Origin of the sequence: Micromonospora sp. NPDC048999 (genome assembly GCF_040649295.1) — a bacterium.
Lineage (GTDB): Bacteria > Actinomycetota > Actinomycetes > Mycobacteriales > Micromonosporaceae > Micromonospora.
Window position 1 is genome coordinate 53,987 of sequence record NZ_JBEZFI010000016.1, and the last position, 18,165, is coordinate 72,151.

Below are 18,165 nucleotides of genomic sequence, written 5' to 3' on the forward strand. Positions count from 1 at the left end.
TGACGCTAATACATCGGGAGGCGGATGCACGCCCAGCCACAGCCCGCCATGAACAGTCCGGCAAGCCGTCACGGGGTCACGGCGGGCCGGTCCGCGAAGAAGATCAACAAGGTGCGCCAATGCCAACACCGCCATCACCGGTGACCTGATACCCGCACATTTGACCAGGCCATGGGATCCGGGGTGAGGTCCGATGGGCCCTATTCGCGGAGGGTGCTGACGGCATCGTCACCGGCGCCGCACAGCCGTAGCCCGCTCGTGAAGAAGACGGCGTACGCCTGGTCGGCGTTGAGAAGTCTGGCGGCGACCTACGTTGGTGCGCACATCCGCCGCGCACCTCGGTCAAGGCACGCTGCACCGGCTCGGACCCGGGTACTGGTACAGCGGCCACTGGCTCGCCGTCACCCTTCTCCGCGTCGTCGAGCAGGGGCCACGTTGAGCGCGACTGCTGATCTGGACTGGGCGTCGCTGGGGGTTCTTCGCCTGGTGGGCCGCCAGGGACTCGAACCTCGAACCAGCGGGCCATCAGTTGCGCATGGCCCGCAGCGACTGGCGCAGCGAGGACATGGTGGCCAGCACGGCGGTCGGCTCGTACCCGCAGTGCGCCATGCAGTTGGCGCACCGCGCGTCGCGGCCCCGGCCGTAGCTGTCCCAGTCGGTCGAGTCCAGCAGTTCCCGGTAGCTCGCGGCGTATCCGTCGTTCATCAGATAGCAGGGCCGCTGCCAACCCAGCAGCGAGTACGACGGGATGCCCCAGGCGGTGCAGGGGAAGTCCACCTTCCCCTCGAGGAAGTCCAGGAACAGTGGCGAGTGGTTGAGCCGCCAGCGGCGACGCCGGCCACCGGCGAACGCCTTGCGGAACAGCTCCCGGGTCTCCGTGACGCCGAGGAAGTGCTCCTGGTCCGGCGCCTTCTCGTAGGCGTACGCCGGGGAGAGCATCATCTCGTCCACGCCCAGTTCGTCGTTGAGGTAGTCGAGCACCTCGATGACGGTCTGTGGGGTGTCGGTGTTGAAGAAGGTGGTGTTGCTGGTGACCCGGAAGCCGCGCCGTTTGGCGTCCCGGACGGCGGCCACCGCGGCGTCGAAGACGCCGTCCTTGCAGACCGCCGCGTCGTGCCGCTCCCGCAGCCCGTCGATGTGCACGGTGAACGCGAAGTACGGCGAGGGGCGGAATTTGTCGATGTGTTTCGGCATCAGGACGGCGTTGGTGCACAGGAAGACGAACTTCTTGCGCCGTACCAGCTCGGCGACGAGAGTGTCGATCTGCGGGTGCATGAGCGGCTCGCCGCCGGCGATGGAGACCATCGGCGCACCGCACTCCTGCACGGCGGCGAGGGCCTGCTCCACCGGCATCCGGCGCTTCAGCAGGTCCGCCGGCTGCTGGATCTTGCCACAGCCCGCGCATTTGAGGTTGCAGGCGAACAGCGGCTCCAGTTCGAGCAGCAGCGGGAACTTCTTGCGTCCGCGCATCTTCTGTTCCATTAGGTAGCCGGCGATCCGCAGGCTCTGGCGCAACGGCATGCTCATGGCTGACGTACCTCCTTCGGCAGGGTGAAAGCGACGTCCTCGATGGTCGTGGTGTGCTCGCTCACCTCCCCCGCCCCGAGCGCGGTGAGCGCGGCGACGACCTCGTCGACCAGCGCAGGCGGCGCCGAGGCGCCGGCGGAGACGCCGATCGTCGCGGCACCGGCGAGCCAGCGCAGGTCCACCTGGCTGACGTCGTCGACCAGGTACGCCCGCGCGCCGGCCCGCTCGGCCACCTCGACCAGCCGGCGCGAGTTCGAGGAGTTGCCCGAGCCGACGACCAGGACGACGTCGGTCCGGGCCGCGACCTCGGTGACGGCCTGTTGGCGGTTGGTGGTGGCGTAGCAGATGTCGTCGGAGCCGGGGCCGCCCAGCGCCGGGAAGCGCTGGCGCAGGGCGTCGACGACCCCGGTCACCTCGTCGGTCGCGAGGGTGGTCTGGACCAGGTAGGACACTCGGGCCGGGTCGTCCACCCACACGGTCTCGGCCGTGGCGGGGTCGGGTACCAGGCGGATCCGCCCGGGCGCCTCGCCGAGCGTGCCGTCGGTCTCCTCGTGGCCGGCATGCCCGATCAGCAGCACGGTGTCGCCCCGGCCGGCGAACCGGCGTGCCTCGGCGTGCACCTTCGCCACCAGTGGACAGGTGGCGTCGATCACCGGCAGGCGCCGCTCGGCGGCCTCCTGCCGCACTGCGGGGGCCACCCCGTGGGCGGAGAAGACGGTGACGCCGCCGTCCGGCACCTCGTCGAGTTCGTCCACGAAGACCGCGCCGCGGGCCCGCAGGTCGGCCACGACCCGGGCGTTGTGCACGATCTGCTTGCGGACGTAGACCGGTGGGCCGTGCTGTCGTAGTGCCTGCTCCACCACCGCGATCGCCCGCTCCACGCCGGCGCAGAAGGAGCGGGGCGAGGCCAGCACGACCTGCCGCAGGCTGCCCGCCGCGGCCCACTCGGCCAGCGCCGACGCCACGGCGGGCAGCACGGCCAGCGCGGTGCGGATCCGGCGGAGCGTGGCCGGCCGGTACAGCGACCCGGCCGCCGTGTCGGCGACCACCCGGACGCAGGCCGCCGGCCGGTCGCCACGGCCGGCCAGCAGCCACGCGGATTCGCAGTCGGCGACCAGCGCGCCGGTCGCGGCCAGCCGGGTCCGGTCCGCGCCGTCGACCAGCCGGTCGGTGCTGAGTACGGGGCCGACGTGCACCCGCAACCCGCGCCGGCGCAGGGCGGCGGCGAGCATGGGGGCGTCGGGCAGCAGCACCCGCGGCGAGCCGCCGTGGGTCAGCGGGTCATGTCGCACCTCGCTGGCCACCACGACGTCGCCGCAGGCCAGCCCCGGGGCCAGCCCTCCCCCGATCCCGGCGACGGCGACCGGGGTTCCGCCGGCCGGGCGGCGGGCGGCGGCCGCCCGGGCGCGCCGCGGCCCGACGCCGGTGCGCCGCAGCACCGGTCGTCCGGGCGAGGCGCGGTGGGCCAGACCGCGCCGCAGCGCCGACGCCTCCGCGCGCATCGGCGCGTACAGCGTCCAGGGCGGACTGTCCGTTGGTTCGGTCACGGCAGTGCCTCGGCGTCGAGGCCGGTGGCGCGCGCGTCCAGGATCCGGCCGAGGGCGCTGATCGGGAAGACCAGCCGGTACAGGCCGTAGTTGATGTAGAAGTCGCCGGGAAAGCCGGTGCCGGTGTACTGCGGCTCGTCCCAGCCGCCGTCCGGCCGCTGGGTGTCGACCAGCCAGCGGACCCCGCGGGTGGCGGCCTCCCCCGACCCGTGTCCGGCGGCGTGCAGCGCGAGCAGCGCCCACGCGGTCTGGGAGGCGGTGGATTCACCGCACCCGATCCAGGCCGGGTCCCGGTAGGAGCGCAGGTCCTCGCCCCACCCGCCGTCGGGATTCTGGTGCGAGAGCAGCCAGTCGACGGCTCGGCGGATCGCCGGGTGCCCGGGCCGCAGGCCGGCGGCCACCAGGGCCGGCACCACCGCTCCGGTGCCGTAGACGTGGTTGGCTCCCCAGCGACCGAACCAGGACCCGTCCGGCTCCTGTGTCCGCAGCAGCCAGGCCACGCCGCGCCGCACCGGCACCGTGTCGGCGAAGTTCTCCGCCGCCAGCGCCTCGACGATGTGCGCGGTCACGTCGGCGCTGGGTGGGTCGATGACCTCGCCGAAGTCGCAGAACGGCAGGTCACCGAGCGCCTCGCGGGTGTTGTCGGCGTCGAAGGCGGCCCAGCCGCCGTCGCGGCACTGCATGCCGAGCAGCCAGCGGACGGCCCGCAGCACGGCCGGGTCGGCCGGTACGTCGGTACGCCGCAACGCGATGATCACCTCGGCGGTGTCGTCGGTGTCGGCGTACCCGTCGTTCTCGAACTCGAAGGCCCAGCCGCCGACCGGGGTGTGCGGCCGGCGGACCGCCCAGTCGCCGCGGACCCGGATCTCCTCGTCGAGCAGCCACATGCCGGCCCGCTTCAGGGCGGGATGCCCGGCCGGCAGCCCGGCGTCGGAGAGCGCGGTGACCGCGAGGGCGGTGTCCCAGACCGGTGACTGGCAGGCCTCCAGCCAGCGCAGCGGGCCGTCCGGGCTCGGCTGGCGCACGGTGAACCGGTCCAGCCCGGCCAGGCCGCTGCGCAGGACCGGGTGGTCCAACGGATAGCCGAGCAGGTGCAGCGCCATCAGCGAGTACACCCAGGGCGGCTGGATCCCGCCCCAGGATCCGTCGGCCTCCTGGCGGGCCACGATCCACTCGGCTGCCCGGCGCAGCGCGTTGCGGCGCAGCGGGCCACGGGCGATCCGCTCGTAGCCGGCGGCGAGCCGGTCGAGGCGGTGCAGCACGCCGGGCCGGGACAGTAGCCGGGGCGGTCGCGGTGGCACGGCGGCGACGCGCAGCTCGTCGACGGTGAAGCCGAGGTCCCGCACCGGGCGCAGCGCCCGGACGATGGACAGCGGGACGATGGTCTGGCGGGCCCAGCAGGCGAAGTCGTAGATGTTGAACGGTACCCACGGGGGCAGCAGCACCAGCTCGGGCGGCACGGCGGGCAGCCGGGACCAGGGCCAGTGGCCGAACAGGGCCAGCCAGAAGCGGGTGAAGACGCGGCTGGCGGCCAGCCCGCCGTGCTCGCGGACGAACGCGGCGGCGTTCGCCATGTGCGGCGCTGCGGGCGGGTCACCGGCCAGCCGCAGGGCCAGATACGCCTCGATCGTGGTGGACAGGTCGCCTGGGCCACCGTGGAAAGTGGCCCAGGCGCCGTCGGGCCGCTGCTGGGATCGGATCCAGCGGGCGGACTCGGCGGTCTGTTCGGCGGTACGGATGCCCAGGAACTGCCGTAGCAGGAGATCCTCTGCGTCCATGGTGACGTTGGTGGCCAGGTCCCCCTTCCACCAACCGGCGTCGTCCTGCAGCGCGAGCAGGTGGTCGCGGGCCCGGCGCAGGGCTTCCCGGACTTCGTCGGATGCGGTTTCACCCGCCAGCGGGGCGGTGACGACGGACGCGGTGGGCTTCGGCGAGAGCAGCTCGGTCATCAGTGATCCCGTCCGGTGATGAAGGTGGTGATGTCGGCGAGTTCGCGGCGGACGTGGTCGGGCAGGTCCAGGGCGGCCAGCTCCGCCCGGGCCCGCTCGGTCTCCCGCGCCGCCCGCTGCCGCGTCCACTCACGGGCCCCGGTCGCCTCGATCAGTGCGGTCGCGCGGGCGACGTCCTCGTCGGCCAGCGGTGCCGGCGACCGGTAGAGCTCGGCCAGCGCCCGGCCGGCGCGACCGCCGTCGGTCACCGCCCGCACCACCGGGATGGTGCGTTTGCGGGCGCGCAGGTCCGAGCCGACCGGCTTGCCGGTACGGGAAGGGTCGCCCCAGATGCCGAGCAGGTCGTCGACGAGTTGGAAAGCGAGCCCGAGGTGCAGGCCGAACCGGGACAGCCCGTCGACCAGCCCGGCGGGGCCGCCACAGAGCAGCGCCCCGAGCGCGCACGAACCGGACAGCAGGGCGGCTGTCTTGTCCCCGGCCATGGTCAGGCACTCGTCGAGGGAGACGTCGTCACGGTGTTCGAAGGCCAGGTCGGCGCCCTGTCCACGGATGAGGGCGCGCACGTCCAGGGCGAGTCGCCGCACCGCCGGACCGCCACCGGTGACCTCGGCGAGAGCCTCGTACGCCAGCCCGATCAGGGCGTCCCCGGCGAGGATGGCGCGGCTGACGCCGAACACGGCCCAGGCGGTGGGCCGGTGGCGACGTTCGGTGTCACCGTCCATCACGTCGTCGTGCAGCAGGGAGAAGTTGTGCGCGAGTTCGACCGCGGCGGCGGCCGGCACGCCGGCCTCGGGTTCGGCCCCGGCGGCCTGGGCGGACAGCAGGGCCAGCGCTGGGCGCAGCCCCTTGCCCCGGCAGGCAGCGGGCGACCCGTCGGCGTTCCAGTAGCCCATCTGATAGCCGGCGACCAGCCGGTTACCTGGGTCCAGCCGGTCCAGCAGCACCCGGATCGCCGGTTCCACGTGGGTGTGGATCTGGCTGGTGCTGTGGCTGTGCGCGATGGTCATCGTGCGGCCTCCGTGTGATGTCGGGGCCGGGACGCGAGCTGGCGGGCGACGACGTCCGCGGCCTCCTGGCCGCTGCGCACCGCGCCCTCCATCGTGTCCGGCCAGCCCGTGTCGATCCATGCGCCGGCCAGCACCAGCCCAGGTAGGCGGGTCGTCGTGGCCGGCCGGTACGCGCGGGTGCCGGGTGCCTGCCGGAAGGTGGCCCGCGGCTCCCGGGTGACGAACGCGTCGCGTACCGGGGTGTGCCGCGCGGCGGGGAACAGCGCGGCGAGTGCCGCGCGCTGGGCCGCCACCAGTTCGGCGGCGGGTCGGTCGATCTCGGTGTCGGCGGCCGACAGGGACACCACCACCTGCTGCGTGTCGTCCGGACCGGGCCGAGTGAAGATCCACTGTGCCGGGGACTCCACGGCTGCGGCCATGGTCAGCTCGGTGACCCGCTGGGCGTAGCGCAGGTGCACGTTGATGATCGGCGCCGCGCCGAGCCGGTGCCAGTCGCCGGCGCCGGGCGCGGCGACCGGCGGCACCAGCGCGGCGGCGACCTGGTGCGGCACCGCCAGGACGACGGCGTCCGCGGCGATCTCGCCGGCGGTCAGGCCGACGCGGAAGCCGTGGTCTTCCGGGTGGATCCACCGGACGCGGGACCGGGTGTGCACCCGGGCGCCGAGCTGGTGCAGCAGCCGCCGGGCCGGCACGGCGTGCAGTTCGGTCAGCGGGACCGTGGGGCGGCCGATGTCGCCGGCGTCGGCGGCGTCGAGCAGCCCGGTGCGGAACACGCGGGCTGCCAGGGCAAGCGACGCGTGGGCGCTGGGCAGGTTCAGCGCGGCCACGGTGATCAGATCCCAGAGTCGACGTACGGCCCGCTCGTTCTGGCCGTGCTCGGCGAGCCAGTCGCCGAAGCTGCGGCCGTCGGTCGCCGGCAGGTCGGGGTCGACGTTTCGCAGCGCGGCGGCGGCTCGCACGGCGGCGAGCCGCTCCCCGGGGGTGAGCAGCCGGTAGCCGGCCAGCCCGGGCAGCAGGTGCGCCGGTGCCGGCAGCCGGCGGCGGGCCAGCAGGTGCGGGGCCCGTCCCGGCAGCAGCACCGGCACCGCGAACCGTGGTTGCACGTCGGTGTCGCTGGTGACGCCGAGCCGGTCCAGCAGGCCACGGTAGGCGTGGTAGCAGCGGAGGAAGACGTGCTGGCCGGTGTCGACGGTCAACCCGTCGCGGCGGAAGGAGTAGGTCGCTCCGCCGAGTTCGGGTCGGCTCTCCAGCAGCGTCACCGGTAACCCCTGCTCGGCGAGGCGGATCGCCGCGGCGATGCCGGCCAGGCCGCCCCCGATCACGCAGACGCGGCCGGCTTCGCCCGGCTCCTGCGGGGCGGTCATGTGGAGCGTCCGACGAGCGCGCGGGCGGCCACCCACGCCTTTTCCCGGCCGGGCAGCGACACCCGGCTCCGGGTGACCGCCAGTGGGTCGGCCGCGATCCGGGTGAGCAGGCGGCGGTAGATGCCGGCCATCGCGGCGGTGCAGGCCGCGCTGCGCCGGTCCAGCAGGGGCAGCAGCCGCAGCCCGGTGTCGTACCACTGGGCGGCCCGACGCGCCTGGAAGCGGACGAGCTCGACCAGCCGCTCGGGCGGGTCGGTGAACCGGGTGCCGTCCAGCCGCAGGGTGCAGCCGAACCGGTCCAGGTCCTCGGCCGGCAGGTAGACCCGCCCGTCGACCCGGTCCTCGACCAGGTCGCGCAGGATGTTGGTCAGTTGCAGCGCTACGCCCAGCGCGTCGGCCAGCGGTTCGGCCGGGGTCGGGTCGGCGGCCCCGAACACGCCGAGGGAGAGCCGGCCGATCGAGCCGGCTACGCAGCGGCAGTACCAGTGCAGGTCGTCGAAGGTGGCGTACTCCCGGCCGGTCACGTCGGCGGCGCATCCGTCGATGAGTTCGTCGAAGGCCGCCAGGGGGATCGGCATCCGGAGCGCGGCGTCGCCGAGCGCGGTGAGTACCGGGTCGCCGTCGTCGTTGCCGGGCAACTGGTGCAGCGCCTCCCGGGTACGGGCCAGGTGGTCCAGCTTCTCGTCCGGCGGCAGGGTGCCGTCGCCGATGTCGTCGACGCGCCGGGCCATGGCGTAGATCGCCGACAGGGCGCGGCGTTTCATCGGCGGCAGCAGCCGGATCCCGTACGCGAAGTTGGCGGCCCGGCTGCGGGTGATCTGCTCGCAGCGCCGGTAGGCCGTGTCGACGTCGCAGATCGTCGTCATCCAGCGCTCCTCACAGTGGCGGACAGCCAGCGGCGCAGGATGCGCCGGCCTTCGGGGCGAACGGTGGCCGGCAGCGGATCGTGGTCGGCCGCCGCCAGCGCGTCGAGGGTCGCCCGGCCGCCGGCCAGGTAGCCGCTCACCGCGATCCGGGCCCAGCCGTGCAGGGCCGCCACGAGCGGTGCGCCGGCGTCGAGCCACGCGCTGGCCCGCTCCGCCTCGAACTCGATCAGGTCGCGGAGCTGGCGGCTGGCGGCGGGGCGGGCGAGGTCGGCCTCGGTGACGCCGAACCGGTCCATGTCCTCCGCCGGCAGGTAGATCCGACCCCGGCGGTGGTCCTCGGCCACGTCCTGCAGGTGCTCGACGAGCTGCAACGCTGTGCAGATCCGGTCGGACAGCGCGATCCTGGCCTGTCCCACCTGCTCGAAGGCGTGCAGAACCAGCTCGCCGACCGGGTTGGCCGACAGGGTGCAGTACTCGACCAGCTGGTCGAAGGTGGCGTACCGGGTGACCCGCTGGTCGACCCGGTTCGCCTCGATCAACCGGACGAGCGCGTCGAGGGGCAGCCGGCACTCGGCCACGGTGGGCGCGAGGGCGCGCACCACCGGATGGGTCACCTCGCGGCCGGCGTAGAGGGTCCGCAGCTCGGCCTCGATGTCGTCGAGCGCGGCGAGCCGATCGGTGGTGTCGGGCAGGGGTTCGTCCCCGATGTCGTCGATCTGGCGGGCGTAGGCGTAGATCGCGAGCAGATGGCGGCGGTACCGGCCGGGCAGGACCCGCAGCGCGACCGGAAAGTTCTCCCGCGACCGGGCCTGCTCGACCCGGCCTAGCGCCGCGACGGCCGTGCGTTGGCTCATCAGCATTCCTTCCTGGCCGGGCACGGGGCCGACGGTGTCTGCTCGTCCGGGCAGCGCCCGGTGCAGGACCGCGCGCGGCGATGGGCGGCGCGGGCGGCGCCGGGGGAACGCCGATCCCCGGAGCCAGCGTGAATTCACCTTAACCATGCAGATCGGTGCCAATTCCCTGATTCGCGCCAAATCCCCTGAGCCGAGACGGGCGGGCGACGGCTCGGCTCAGCCGTGGCGGGTGGCAGGACGCAGCGCGACTTGAGCGGGCCCTCCGGCCGCGGGTCGGGCCGCTATGATCTCGGTGGATGCCCATCATGGACGGGGAGGTCGCGGTGGCGGACACGACATCGGGCGTACGCCCAGCACCGGAGCAGTCGCCGTCGGCGCGGATCGACCCGTCCGTGCCACATCCCGCCCGCCGCTACGACTACTGGCTCGGCGGCAAGGACAACTTCGCGGCGGACCGACAGTCCGGCGACGCCGTCGCCGCAGCCTACCCGGCGATCCGGACCACCGTGATTGAAAACCGACGGTTCATGCGGCGGGCCACCCGTCACCTGGCCGAGACGGCCGGCATCCGGCAGTTCCTCGACATCGGCACGGGCATCCCGACCAGCCCCAACATGCACGAGATCGCCCAGCAGATCGCGGCCGACTCGCGGGTCGCCTACGTCGACAACGACCCCATCGTGCTCGCGCACGCCCGCGCCCTGCTGACCAGCGCGCCGGAGGGTGCCACCGCGTACGTCGACGCCGACCTGCGCGACCCGGAGCGGATCCTGAGCCACCCCGACATCCGGGCCACGATCGATCTTGAGCGGCCGGTCGGGCTGATGCTGGTGGCGATCCTGCACTTCCTCACCGACGACGACGATCCCTACGGGATCACTCGTCGGCTGATCGAGGCCCTCCCGTCAAACAGCTACGTGGTGATCTCGCACGCCACCACCGACCTGGTGCCACGCGAGGTCGCCGCCACCGCGGCGCCGGTCACCACGACCAGCATGATCGACATGGCCTTCCGGACCAGGGACGAGTTCGCCGCGTTCTTCGACGGCCTGGAACTCGTTCCGCCGGGCATCAGCCCCGTCACCGAATGGCGCCCGGACGGTCCGCCCGAGCGCCGGACGCCCGCCGCGCAGGCCTCCATGTACGCGGCCGTCGCCCGCAAGCCCTGAGTCGACGCCTTCGGGCGCCTCATGATCACCATGCAGGCGGTGACGCGATCCCGGCAGCCACCGAGTCTCGAAATTGGGCCTTGAATACGGGGGGGTAGTGCTTGCCCTTTTGAAGACGGCCCAAAAGTGAGATGCCGCTGAGGCATGAATATGCCGCAGCGGCATATCGGCCTCAAGGAGGGTGCCCCCTCGCCCGCGCCACGCCGGTGTCGCTACCCATGTCAGCGGCGGCGCTGCAGCGCGCCCGCCGGCGCGTTCGGCGGTGCGGATCGCCGCCGTGCGCCGTTGATGGCATGTCGAGGACGGGCGCCGGGCTCCGTCCTGGGTGACGGGACGTCAGGCTGCGCTGCGGCGAACGCAGGGCAGCGACCGTAGGAGACCAGAATGCGGAAGTTGATCGCAAACGAGTGGATGACACTGGACGGGGTGGTGCAGGCCCCCAGCTACGCCGATGAAGATGTGACCGGTGGTTTCCGGCACGGTGGCTGGCATGCCCGCTACTTTGATGATCTGTCCATGAACTGGGTGATCGAGAACGTGCGCGGCGCGGGCGGTTACCTGCTGGGGCGCGGCACGTACGAGATCTTCGCCGCGCACTGGCCGGACGCGCCACAGGACCAGCAGGTGCTCGCCGAGCCGCTCAACGCGTTGCCGAAGTATGTCGCCTCGACGACGCTCGACGAGCCGCTCGGCTGGCAGAATTCGACGCTGCTGCGCGGCGACATCGGTACGGCCGTGCGCGCGTTGAAGGCGGAGCAGGGCAAGGACCTGCATATCATTGGCAGCCCCGTACTGCTCCAGAGTCTGCTGGGCCTGGGCCTCGTGGATGAACTCCGGCTGATGATCGATCCGTTGGTGGTGGGCGGGGGTAAGCGACTGTTCCGCGACGACGGCGCGCGCCGCCCGCTGCGGTTGGTCGAAAGCCAGGTGACCAGCACGGGAGCGATCATCGCGACGTACGCGGCGGCGGGTGGCTGACCACCTGGACGATGTCGAGAAGCCGTGCCCGGTTCCGTCCCCCCTGTGGCGGCGGCGCGATGGCTGCCGCGTGATACGAGGAGTGAAGATGCCGAAGTACCTTCTGCTCAAGAATTACCAGGGTGGCCCGGAGCATCACCCGAACTTCGTGCCGATGAGCGAGTGGACCGAGGACGAAATCACCGCGCACATGGCGTTCCAACGGCACGTGGGCGAGATGCTGCGCCAGCAGGGCGAGTTCGTCGACGTGCAGGCGCTGAATCCGGACGTGACCTACGTTCGCTATGGCGGGCCGGATGCGGCGCCGGTGACCACCGATGGCCCGTTTCCGGAGACCAGGGAACTCGCCGCGGGCTGGTTCATGATCGACGTTGAGTCTGAAACACGGGCGCACGAGGTCGCGGCCTACCTGTCGTCCGCGCCGGGCAAGGGCGGGCAGCCGATCCACGAGTGGATCGAGGTGCGGCCGGTGATGAGCGGCGCACCCGCCGCCATGGAGTGAACGAGCGCATCGTCCGCGTCCTGGCGCCGCAGGTGCTCGGCATCCTCGTCCGTCGCGGCAACGACTTCGCGGCGGCCGAGGATGCCGTGCAGGAGGCGCTGTTGCAGGCGCACCGGTCGTGGGGTGACGCGCCCCCCGACGACGCGAAGGGCTGGTTGCTCACGGTCGCGGGCCGCAAACTGCTGGATACGCGGCGCTCCGAGGCGGCACGACGCCGGCGCGAGGACGCCTCGCCCTCGAGTCCGAACCCGGACCGGCCGCACAAGCCGACGACACGCTGTTGCTGCTGTTCCTGTGCTGCTACCCGGCGCTGAGCCCCGCGTCGGCGATCGCGCTGACGCTGCGCGCCGTCGGCGGGCTGACCACCAGGCAGATCGCCGACGCGTTCCTGGTTCCGGAGCCGACCATGGCACAACGCATCAGCCGCGCGAAGCGGACGATCAGCGGCCAGCCGTTCGCTCAGCCCGGTGACGTCGCGGTCGTGCTGCGGGTGCTGTACCTGATGTTCAACGAGGGGCACGCTGGCCGCGTCGACCTGTCCGCCGAAGCCATCCGCCTCACCCGCCAACTGGTCCTCGCGTGCGGCGAACCCGAGGTTGCCGGGCTGCTGGCGCTGATGCTGTTGCACCACGCCCGCCGCGACGCGCGCAGCGACGAGCATGGCACGCTCATCCCCTTGGACAAACAGGACCGCGCCCGATGGCGCCTGACCGAGATCGCCGAAGGCGTGCGGATCCTGCAGGCGGCGCTGGCCCGCGACCGGCGCGGCGAGTACCAGATCCAGGCCGCTATCGCCGCCCTGCACGACGACGCCCGCATCGCCGCGGAAACCGACTGGCCGCAGATCCTCGCCTGGTACGACGAACTCCTCGAACTCACCGACAATCCGATGGCCGCGCTCAGCCGCGCGATCGCGGTCGGCGAGGTCGACGGTCCCCTTGCCGGGCTGCGCGCCGTCGAGGAGATCGCGGCGCGGCTCGGCGATCATCACCGGCTCGACGCGGTGCGTGCCCGCCTGCATGAACGGGCCGGACACCCCGACGCCGCCGCCGAGCACTATGCTCGCGCGGCCGCCCGGGCGCGCAGCATCGCCGAACGGGACTACCTCGCCCGGCAAGCGGCCCGGTTGCACCATCGGTGATCGCCGCGAGCACCCTCTGACGGTTGTCGCGACCAGCATTGAAAGAATCTGGTAAATATTGACGTCTGTCATCGGCGCGGACAGAATCACGGCACCCCATGATTCCCCTGGGAGGTGCCATGACCCGTCCCCGCCTGCCGGTCCTCCGAGCGGCTACCCGAATGGCCGCGATCGCCGCCACCACCGCCGGTGTTCTTCTCGCCTTCACCCAGCCCGCCAGCGCCGCCGTGCCCACCGGACGCTACGTCGCGCTGGGCGACTCGTACACCGCCGGTCCGCTCATTCCCACGCAGGTCGACCTGAACTGCCTGCGCTCCAACCGCAACTACCCAACCCTCGTCGCCGCATCCGCCGGCTCCTCGTCGTTCGCCGACGTCAGCTGCTCCGGGGCCACCACCAACGACATCCTCAACAGCGGCAGCGGTCAGCTGGGCATCTCCGTACCGCCGCAGCTCGCTGCGGTGACCTCCAGCACCGCTCTGGTCACCGTGCAGATCGGTGGCAACGACATCGGCTTCTCCAGCATCATCAGCGACTGCGCGCAGGCCAGCTTGAGCAGCCCGCTCGGGTCGCCGTGCAAGAACAAGTACACCGCCGGAGGCACCGACCAACTACAGGCCAGGATCAACGCCGCCGCCCCGAAGGTGACCGCCGTGCTGCAGGCGGTTCATGCGGCCGCCCCGGGCGCGAGGGTCGCGGTGATCGGGTACCCGGCGATCCTGCCGGACAGCGGCTACGGCTGCTGGCCCGTGGTCCCGATCGCCTATCAGGACGTGCCGTACCTGCGCGCCGTCGAGAAGTCGTTGAACGCGATGCTCGCCAGTACCGCGGCCGCCAACAACGCCACCTACGCCGACGTGTACACGCCATCGATCGGCCGCGACGCATGCCAGAGCAGCGGAACCCGGTGGATCGAAGGGCTGATCCCCCAGAACTCGGCCGCCCCGTTCCACCCGAACGCCACCGGCGAGCAGGGCATGGCCAACGCCGTACTGGCCAAGCTGAACAGCTGACGCCGGCCGCATCTCCACATAGGTCGCCTCAGGCATCTCCCTGGGGACTTTTGGTGGGCACCGCTGGGCATCGCGGCTGGTAGCGTACTCGGCGCTCATCGATCAAGTCAGTGACACCAACGTGGGGAGCAGGAGTGGTTGGTTCGCAGGAAGACATCCGCCGAGCGTCGAGCGCCGACGCCGCGCTCGTAGGGATGGTCATGGCTGAAGCGTTCATGCGTGACCCGGTCAGCGAATGGATCTTCCCGGACGAGGAGCATCGGGCGGAGGCGCATCCCGCGTTCTTCGGAGAGTTCGTCGGTCTCGTTCTTGAGGCGGGAGAGGTCTATCTGGCCGGCGAGGGGGCGGGCGTCACCCTGTGGCTGCCCGCCGACGGCAGCGATGAGCCCGACGAGGGACCGGATCTGCTGCAGGCCTTGGAAGCCGCTGTCGGCGCGGACGCGGCGAAGCGGTTCGCGGTCCTCGACGGGCTGATGGCGGCCAACCACCCGAGCGAGCCGCACTGGTATCTACCGTTCATCGCGGTGCACCCCGACCAGCACAGCAAGGGGGTGGGTTCGGCCCTGCTGCGGCACAAGCTCGCCCAGCTCGACGAGGCCGGCTCGGCTGCCTACCTGGAGGCGAGCTCGCCGCGTAACGCGGCGCTCTACAAGCGGCACGGTTTCGCGGCCAGTTCGTCTACTCTCGACCTTCCGGACGGTCCGAGCCTCTACCCGATGTGGCGGAACCCGGCCTGATCAGCGGCGCCTGCCCCGCTGCGGCGGGGCAGGCGCGCTCAGCGCCGGATGCTGACGGTGGACGCGTCGAGCGCGGCGACGACGGCTCCGAGCAGGCTCTGCAACACCCCCGGCAGCAGCTTTCCGCACTCCCGCATCCGTGCGCTCACCTGCGAGTCGAAGACGTTGGGACCCAGATTCACCGGCTCGATGAGAGCCGCCAGCAGGAGCGTCTCCACGTCGAGGTCAGTGCTGGGCTGACGCATCAGCATCGCGGTCAACCGCACCCTCGGCGAGGCGGCCTGGTTGGGATCGACCGCGGGCCAGCGGACCGATCGGCCGAGCAGCCGGCCCTGCTCCCGCCGCACCACACCGGCGGTCGCCAGCCGGGTGCCGACCCGCTCGCAGATGTTCAGGTGATCCCGCAGATACCGGATCCACAACCGGATCGGGTGGGCGCCCTCCCGTCGCATGATCTCGGTGATCAGCAGATCGGTCAGCGGCTCCTGCCACAAACGTCCGTCGATCGCGACGATCCTGCCGTCCTCCACGGCGATCCGGCGCTCGAACATCAGCTCGGCGAGCGCGGCCCCGGCGAGTGCGCACTCGAGCCGGTCGGAGGCCCCGTGCGGCTTGCCGGAAAACTCGTCATGGCCGATGAGGAACAACGCGTCGGCCAGCCGGTACGTCGGGGGTGCGCCGGAGTAGGTCATAGTCCATCCTCAGCAGACGGCCGTGATCGTCGACACGGCACGGTACGGCATGACCACGCGCAGTTCAATTCGGACGATCGTTCCGTCATCAGGTGATCAACGAGAAGCGGGGTTGTGACGATCCGTGATCACCAATACTCTGCTCCCGGCTCTTCTAACACGGGCTTCAACCCCTTCCCACGCCCTGGAGAAGTCTTGTCGGCTGATTCGTTCTTTTCTGATAGTGGTCTGCGCCGTGGTCGCCTGGGCACGGCGCACCTGGTGTTCTTCACCGTCGCGGCCTCCGCGCCGTTGACCGTGCTCGGTGGTGGTGTCACCACCATGTTCGCCGTGAGCGGCAACGTCGGCGCGGCGCTGGGATACGTGCTCCTCGCCGCAGTGTTGGCGGTGTTCGCCACCGGCTACGCGGCGATGAGCCGCTACGTGGCCAACGCCGGCGCCTTCTACGCGTACATCGCGAACGGCCTCGGCCGGGCCGGCGGGGTGGCCGGCTCGGCGGTCGCTCTCGCGGCGTACAACGCGATCCAGATCGGTCTCTACGGTCTGATCGGCGCCATCCTCCAGGACTTCTTCGCCGACAAGGCGGGTCTGGATCTGGCCTGGTGGGTCTGGGCCCTGCTCGCCTGGGTCTTCGTCGGTCTGCTCGGCATCCTGCGGATCGACCTGAACGCCACGGTGCTGGCGGTCCTGCTCGGCCTTGAGTGCGTGGTCGTGCTGATCTTCGACGCGGTCTCCCTCACCCACCCGGCGGAGGGCACGGTCAGCTTCGCCGGCATCGATCCAGGCAATCTGTTCACCACCGGCTTCGGCGCGGTGCTGGCGTTCACGATCGCCTCGTTCACCGGCTTCGAGAGCGGCGCCATCTACAGCGAGGAGGTCAAGGATCCGCGGCGGACGGTGGCCCGGGCCACCTACCTCGCGGTCGCCTTCACCGGCCTGTTCTACGCCGCCTCCGCCTGGGCGCTAAGCGTGCTGACCGGCCCGGAGAACGCGGCCCAGGCCTCCGCGGATGCAGGCCCGGGCGTCGTCTTCGGCGCGCTTGAGCAGTACGCGGGCACGGCGGTCGCCGACATCGCGAACGTCCTGTTCATCACCTCGGTGCTGGCGGCGCTGCTCTCCTTCCACAATGGTGTCGCGCGGTACCTCTTCGCGCTGGGCCGCGAGCGGGTTCTGCCGCGCTTCCTCGCCGCGACCTCGGCCCGCAGCGGTGCACCCCTTGCCGGCTCGCTCGTGCAGAGCGCGCTCGCGGTGGTGGTCTTCCTGATCTTCGCGATGGCAGGCCGGGACCCCATCGTCGACCTGTTCACCTGGCTGTCCGGCGCGGCGGCGGTCGGCGTCGTGCTGCTGATGACGCTGACCTCCGCCTCCGTGGTCGGGTTCTTCCACGGCCGGCCTGGTCCGGAGACCATCTGGCAGCGGCTGCTCGCGCCGGTGCTCGGCACGATCATGCTCGGCGTCGTGCTGGTGGTGCTGGTGTTCAACTTCGACGCTCTGCTCGACCCTGAGAACCCGAGCTACCTGAAGTGGCTGTTGCCGGCGTTCCCGGTGCTCGCCGGGGTGATCGGCCTCATCTGGGGCATCGCCCTGAAGTCGATCCGCCCCGAGGCGTACGCCCGGATCGGGCGGGTCGCGGAGGACGGGCTGCACGAGCCGGGCCTGCACCCGGCGCCGGCGCCGGAACCCGAGCGGTGGTCACACGCCGGTCACCGGTAACGGCCGCCCCGGTTCCACCCACGACGGCCCGCCTGGCTGCCTCAGGCGGGCCGTCGTGTCAGGTCGGGAGCGGAACGTGTCGGATGCTCGCCGGCTGCGCTCAGACCGTGGCCGATGCGCGGCGTGCCAGCCACAGGCGGTGGGCGAACAGCAGGGCGTAGCCGGCGAGGACCGCGCCGAGCACGGCCAGCGCGCCGGTGCTGGCGGAGCGTCGGATCGCATCCAGGACTACGCCGAGCATGGCCGCCGCGACGATCAGGGAGACGTGGTTGGAGGCCCAGAACACCACCGGTGTCATCCGAACAGGGTCGAGGTCGCGCATCGCCCCACGGCGGAGCTGGATGACGAGCCAGACCGACAGGGGCGCGGTGGCGGCCATCGCCGCCCACACCAGCCACGGCACCCAGCCGAGCAGCGCGAAAGTGGTGACCATCCCGTACGCGAGCGGTTGCGCCGCGATGATCAGCCGCACCGCCGGCCGGTAGCCGAGGATGACCGGCAGCGTGCGCTTGCCGACCGTGGCGTCGGATCGGCGGTCTCCCAGGTTCATCACCATCATCCGCGCCACCTGCAGCACGGCGGTGGGCGTCAGCACGGCCACCAGCAGCCACGGCACGGTGCCCGCTTGGAGCACCACCGCGACGGCGGGCCACAGGCCGTTGAGGATCGCGGCGACCGTGAGCTCGCCTGCGCCCCGATAGTTGAGTCGCCCCGGTGGCGCGGTGTAGAACCAGGCCAGCACCACGGCCGTGGCGGCCAGCAGGCGTGCCGGCAGCGACGGCATGGCCGCCACCATCAACGTCGACAGGCCGAACAGGACGAACCCGGCACCGAGCGACACCACCGGCGCGACCATGCCGTCCACCAGCGCCCGGCTGCCCCCGGTCCAGGGCGTGAAGAAGACGTTCGCCCGGTCGGCCTCCAGGTCGAAGTACTCGTTGCAGAAGTGCGTCATGAGGTGGACCGTCCACGCGAACAGTTGCGCGACGGCGTACCAGGTGAGGTTGATCGGGTGGCCCTGATGCACCGACACGGCCACGGCGAGCCCCACCGGCAGGAGGTTGTAGAGCAGGAAGCGGAGCCGGGCCAGGCGGAGCAACCCCCGC

15 protein-coding genes and 1 pseudogene are annotated in these 18,165 nt (G+C 71.7%); 7 read left to right on the plus strand and 9 right to left on the minus strand.

The genetic code is table 11. The features are described 5' to 3' along the window. Positions 1-525 precede the first annotated feature (525 nt). Genes hpnH through hpnC form a run of 7 tightly spaced genes read right to left on the minus strand, consistent with a single transcriptional unit; the run spans position 526 to position 9,114 of the window. Positions 526-1,527 carry an adenosyl-hopene transferase HpnH gene (hpnH, locus tag AB0C02_RS18525; protein WP_357549460.1) on the minus strand — a complete coding sequence of 334 codons (1,002 nt, stop codon included), beginning with the start codon at positions 1,525-1,527 and terminating at the stop codon, positions 526-528. Continuing rightward, on the minus strand, positions 1,524-3,074 hold the full coding sequence (gene ispH, locus AB0C02_RS18530; protein WP_357549462.1) for a 4-hydroxy-3-methylbut-2-enyl diphosphate reductase: 1,551 nt from the start codon (positions 3,072-3,074) through the stop codon (positions 1,524-1,526). Before ispH ends, hpnH begins: the two co-directional genes overlap by 4 nt. Continuing rightward, the gene (gene shc / locus AB0C02_RS18535; protein ID WP_357549463.1) at positions 3,071-5,023 is read right to left on the minus strand and encodes a squalene--hopene cyclase; all 1,953 of its coding nucleotides are present in this window, start codon (positions 5,021-5,023) and stop codon (positions 3,071-3,073) included. Before shc ends, ispH begins: the two co-directional genes overlap by 4 nt. Next, positions 5,023-6,030 carry a polyprenyl synthetase family protein gene (locus AB0C02_RS18540; RefSeq protein ID WP_357549465.1) on the minus strand — a complete coding sequence of 336 codons (1,008 nt, stop codon included), beginning with the start codon at positions 6,028-6,030 and terminating at the stop codon, positions 5,023-5,025. Before AB0C02_RS18540 ends, shc begins: the two co-directional genes overlap by 1 nt. Beyond that, a complete protein-coding gene (hpnE, locus tag AB0C02_RS18545; protein ID WP_357549467.1) occupies positions 6,027-7,394 on the minus strand; it encodes a hydroxysqualene dehydroxylase HpnE in 1,368 nt (455 codons plus the stop codon). The genes AB0C02_RS18540 and hpnE overlap by 4 nt, the downstream gene beginning before the upstream one ends. Next, on the minus strand, positions 7,391-8,260 hold the full coding sequence (hpnD, locus tag AB0C02_RS18550) for a presqualene diphosphate synthase HpnD (protein WP_357549470.1): 870 nt from the start codon (positions 8,258-8,260) through the stop codon (positions 7,391-7,393). The genes hpnE and hpnD overlap by 4 nt, the downstream gene beginning before the upstream one ends. Next, positions 8,257-9,114 carry a squalene synthase HpnC gene (gene hpnC, locus AB0C02_RS18555; protein ID WP_357549473.1) on the minus strand — a complete coding sequence of 286 codons (858 nt, stop codon included), beginning with the start codon at positions 9,112-9,114 and terminating at the stop codon, positions 8,257-8,259. The genes hpnD and hpnC overlap by 4 nt, the downstream gene beginning before the upstream one ends. Positions 9,115-9,410: 296 nt before the next feature. Between hpnC and AB0C02_RS18560 the strand changes: the two genes are divergently transcribed. From AB0C02_RS18560 to AB0C02_RS18585, 6 genes and pseudogenes are all read left to right on the plus strand, one after another. Continuing rightward, on the plus strand, positions 9,411-10,283 hold the full coding sequence (locus tag AB0C02_RS18560) for an SAM-dependent methyltransferase (protein ID WP_357549474.1): 873 nt from the start codon (positions 9,411-9,413) through the stop codon (positions 10,281-10,283). Positions 10,284-10,667: 384 nt separating this feature from the next. Further along, a complete protein-coding gene (locus tag AB0C02_RS18565; protein ID WP_357549476.1) occupies positions 10,668-11,261 on the plus strand; it encodes a dihydrofolate reductase family protein in 594 nt (197 codons plus the stop codon). Positions 11,262-11,349: 88 nt separating this feature from the next. Continuing rightward, positions 11,350-11,763, plus strand: coding sequence for a YciI family protein (locus tag AB0C02_RS18570; protein ID WP_357549577.1), 414 nt, complete (start codon positions 11,350-11,352; stop codon positions 11,761-11,763). Then, positions 11,760-12,904 (plus strand): annotated as a pseudogene (locus tag AB0C02_RS18575) (DUF6596 domain-containing protein). Before AB0C02_RS18570 ends, AB0C02_RS18575 begins: the two are co-directional and overlap by 4 nt. Positions 12,905-13,023: 119 nt before the next feature. Beyond that, positions 13,024-13,917: an SGNH/GDSL hydrolase family protein gene (locus tag AB0C02_RS18580; protein ID WP_357549478.1), complete on the plus strand. Its 894-nt coding sequence runs from the start codon at positions 13,024-13,026 to the stop codon at positions 13,915-13,917. Positions 13,918-14,117: 200 nt separating this feature from the next. Beyond that, a complete protein-coding gene (locus AB0C02_RS18585; RefSeq protein ID WP_357549480.1) occupies positions 14,118-14,654 on the plus strand; it encodes a GNAT family N-acetyltransferase in 537 nt (178 codons plus the stop codon). A gap of 38 nt (positions 14,655-14,692) precedes the next feature. On the opposite strand, the gene AB0C02_RS18590 is transcribed toward AB0C02_RS18585, so the two are convergent. Continuing rightward, a complete protein-coding gene (locus tag AB0C02_RS18590; protein ID WP_357549481.1) occupies positions 14,693-15,346 on the minus strand; it encodes a GPP34 family phosphoprotein in 654 nt (217 codons plus the stop codon). A gap of 195 nt (positions 15,347-15,541) precedes the next feature. On the opposite strand from AB0C02_RS18590, the gene AB0C02_RS18595 reads away from it, so the two are divergent. Beyond that, a complete protein-coding gene (locus tag AB0C02_RS18595; RefSeq protein WP_357549482.1) occupies positions 15,542-17,059 on the plus strand; it encodes an APC family permease in 1,518 nt (505 codons plus the stop codon). A 100-nt stretch (positions 17,060-17,159) separates the two neighbouring features. On the opposite strand, the gene AB0C02_RS18600 is transcribed toward AB0C02_RS18595, so the two are convergent. Beyond that, a complete protein-coding gene (locus tag AB0C02_RS18600; protein WP_357549483.1) occupies positions 17,160-18,158 on the minus strand; it encodes a prenyltransferase in 999 nt (332 codons plus the stop codon). Between the last annotated feature and the right edge of the window lie 7 nt (positions 18,159-18,165).

What these genes read in the sequence shown, in the direction of transcription:
- hpnH (WP_357549460.1), bottom strand. Translation starts at nt 1,527, where the DNA reads ATGAGCATGCCGTTGCGCCAGAGCCTGCGGATCGCCGGCTACCTAATG.
- shc (WP_357549463.1), bottom strand. Translation starts at nt 5,023, where the DNA reads ATGACCGAGCTGCTCTCGCCGAAGCCCACCGCGTCCGTCGTCACCGCC.
- AB0C02_RS18540 (WP_357549465.1), bottom strand. Translation starts at nt 6,030, where the DNA reads ATGACCATCGCGCACAGCCACAGCACCAGCCAGATCCACACCCACGTG.
- hpnE (WP_357549467.1), bottom strand. Translation starts at nt 7,394, where the DNA reads ATGACCGCCCCGCAGGAGCCGGGCGAAGCCGGCCGCGTCTGCGTGATC.
- hpnD (WP_357549470.1), bottom strand. Translation starts at nt 8,260, where the DNA reads ATGACGACGATCTGCGACGTCGACACGGCCTACCGGCGCTGCGAGCAG.
- hpnC (WP_357549473.1), bottom strand. Translation starts at nt 9,114, where the DNA reads ATGAGCCAACGCACGGCCGTCGCGGCGCTAGGCCGGGTCGAGCAGGCC.
- AB0C02_RS18560 (WP_357549474.1), top strand. Translation starts at nt 9,411, where the DNA reads ATGCCCATCATGGACGGGGAGGTCGCGGTGGCGGACACGACATCGGGC.
- AB0C02_RS18565 (WP_357549476.1), top strand. Translation starts at nt 10,668, where the DNA reads ATGCGGAAGTTGATCGCAAACGAGTGGATGACACTGGACGGGGTGGTG.
- AB0C02_RS18570 (WP_357549577.1), top strand. Translation starts at nt 11,350, where the DNA reads ATGCCGAAGTACCTTCTGCTCAAGAATTACCAGGGTGGCCCGGAGCAT.
- AB0C02_RS18580 (WP_357549478.1), top strand. Translation starts at nt 13,024, where the DNA reads ATGACCCGTCCCCGCCTGCCGGTCCTCCGAGCGGCTACCCGAATGGCC.
- AB0C02_RS18585 (WP_357549480.1), top strand. Translation starts at nt 14,118, where the DNA reads ATGGCTGAAGCGTTCATGCGTGACCCGGTCAGCGAATGGATCTTCCCG.
- AB0C02_RS18590 (WP_357549481.1), bottom strand. Translation starts at nt 15,346, where the DNA reads ATGACCTACTCCGGCGCACCCCCGACGTACCGGCTGGCCGACGCGTTG.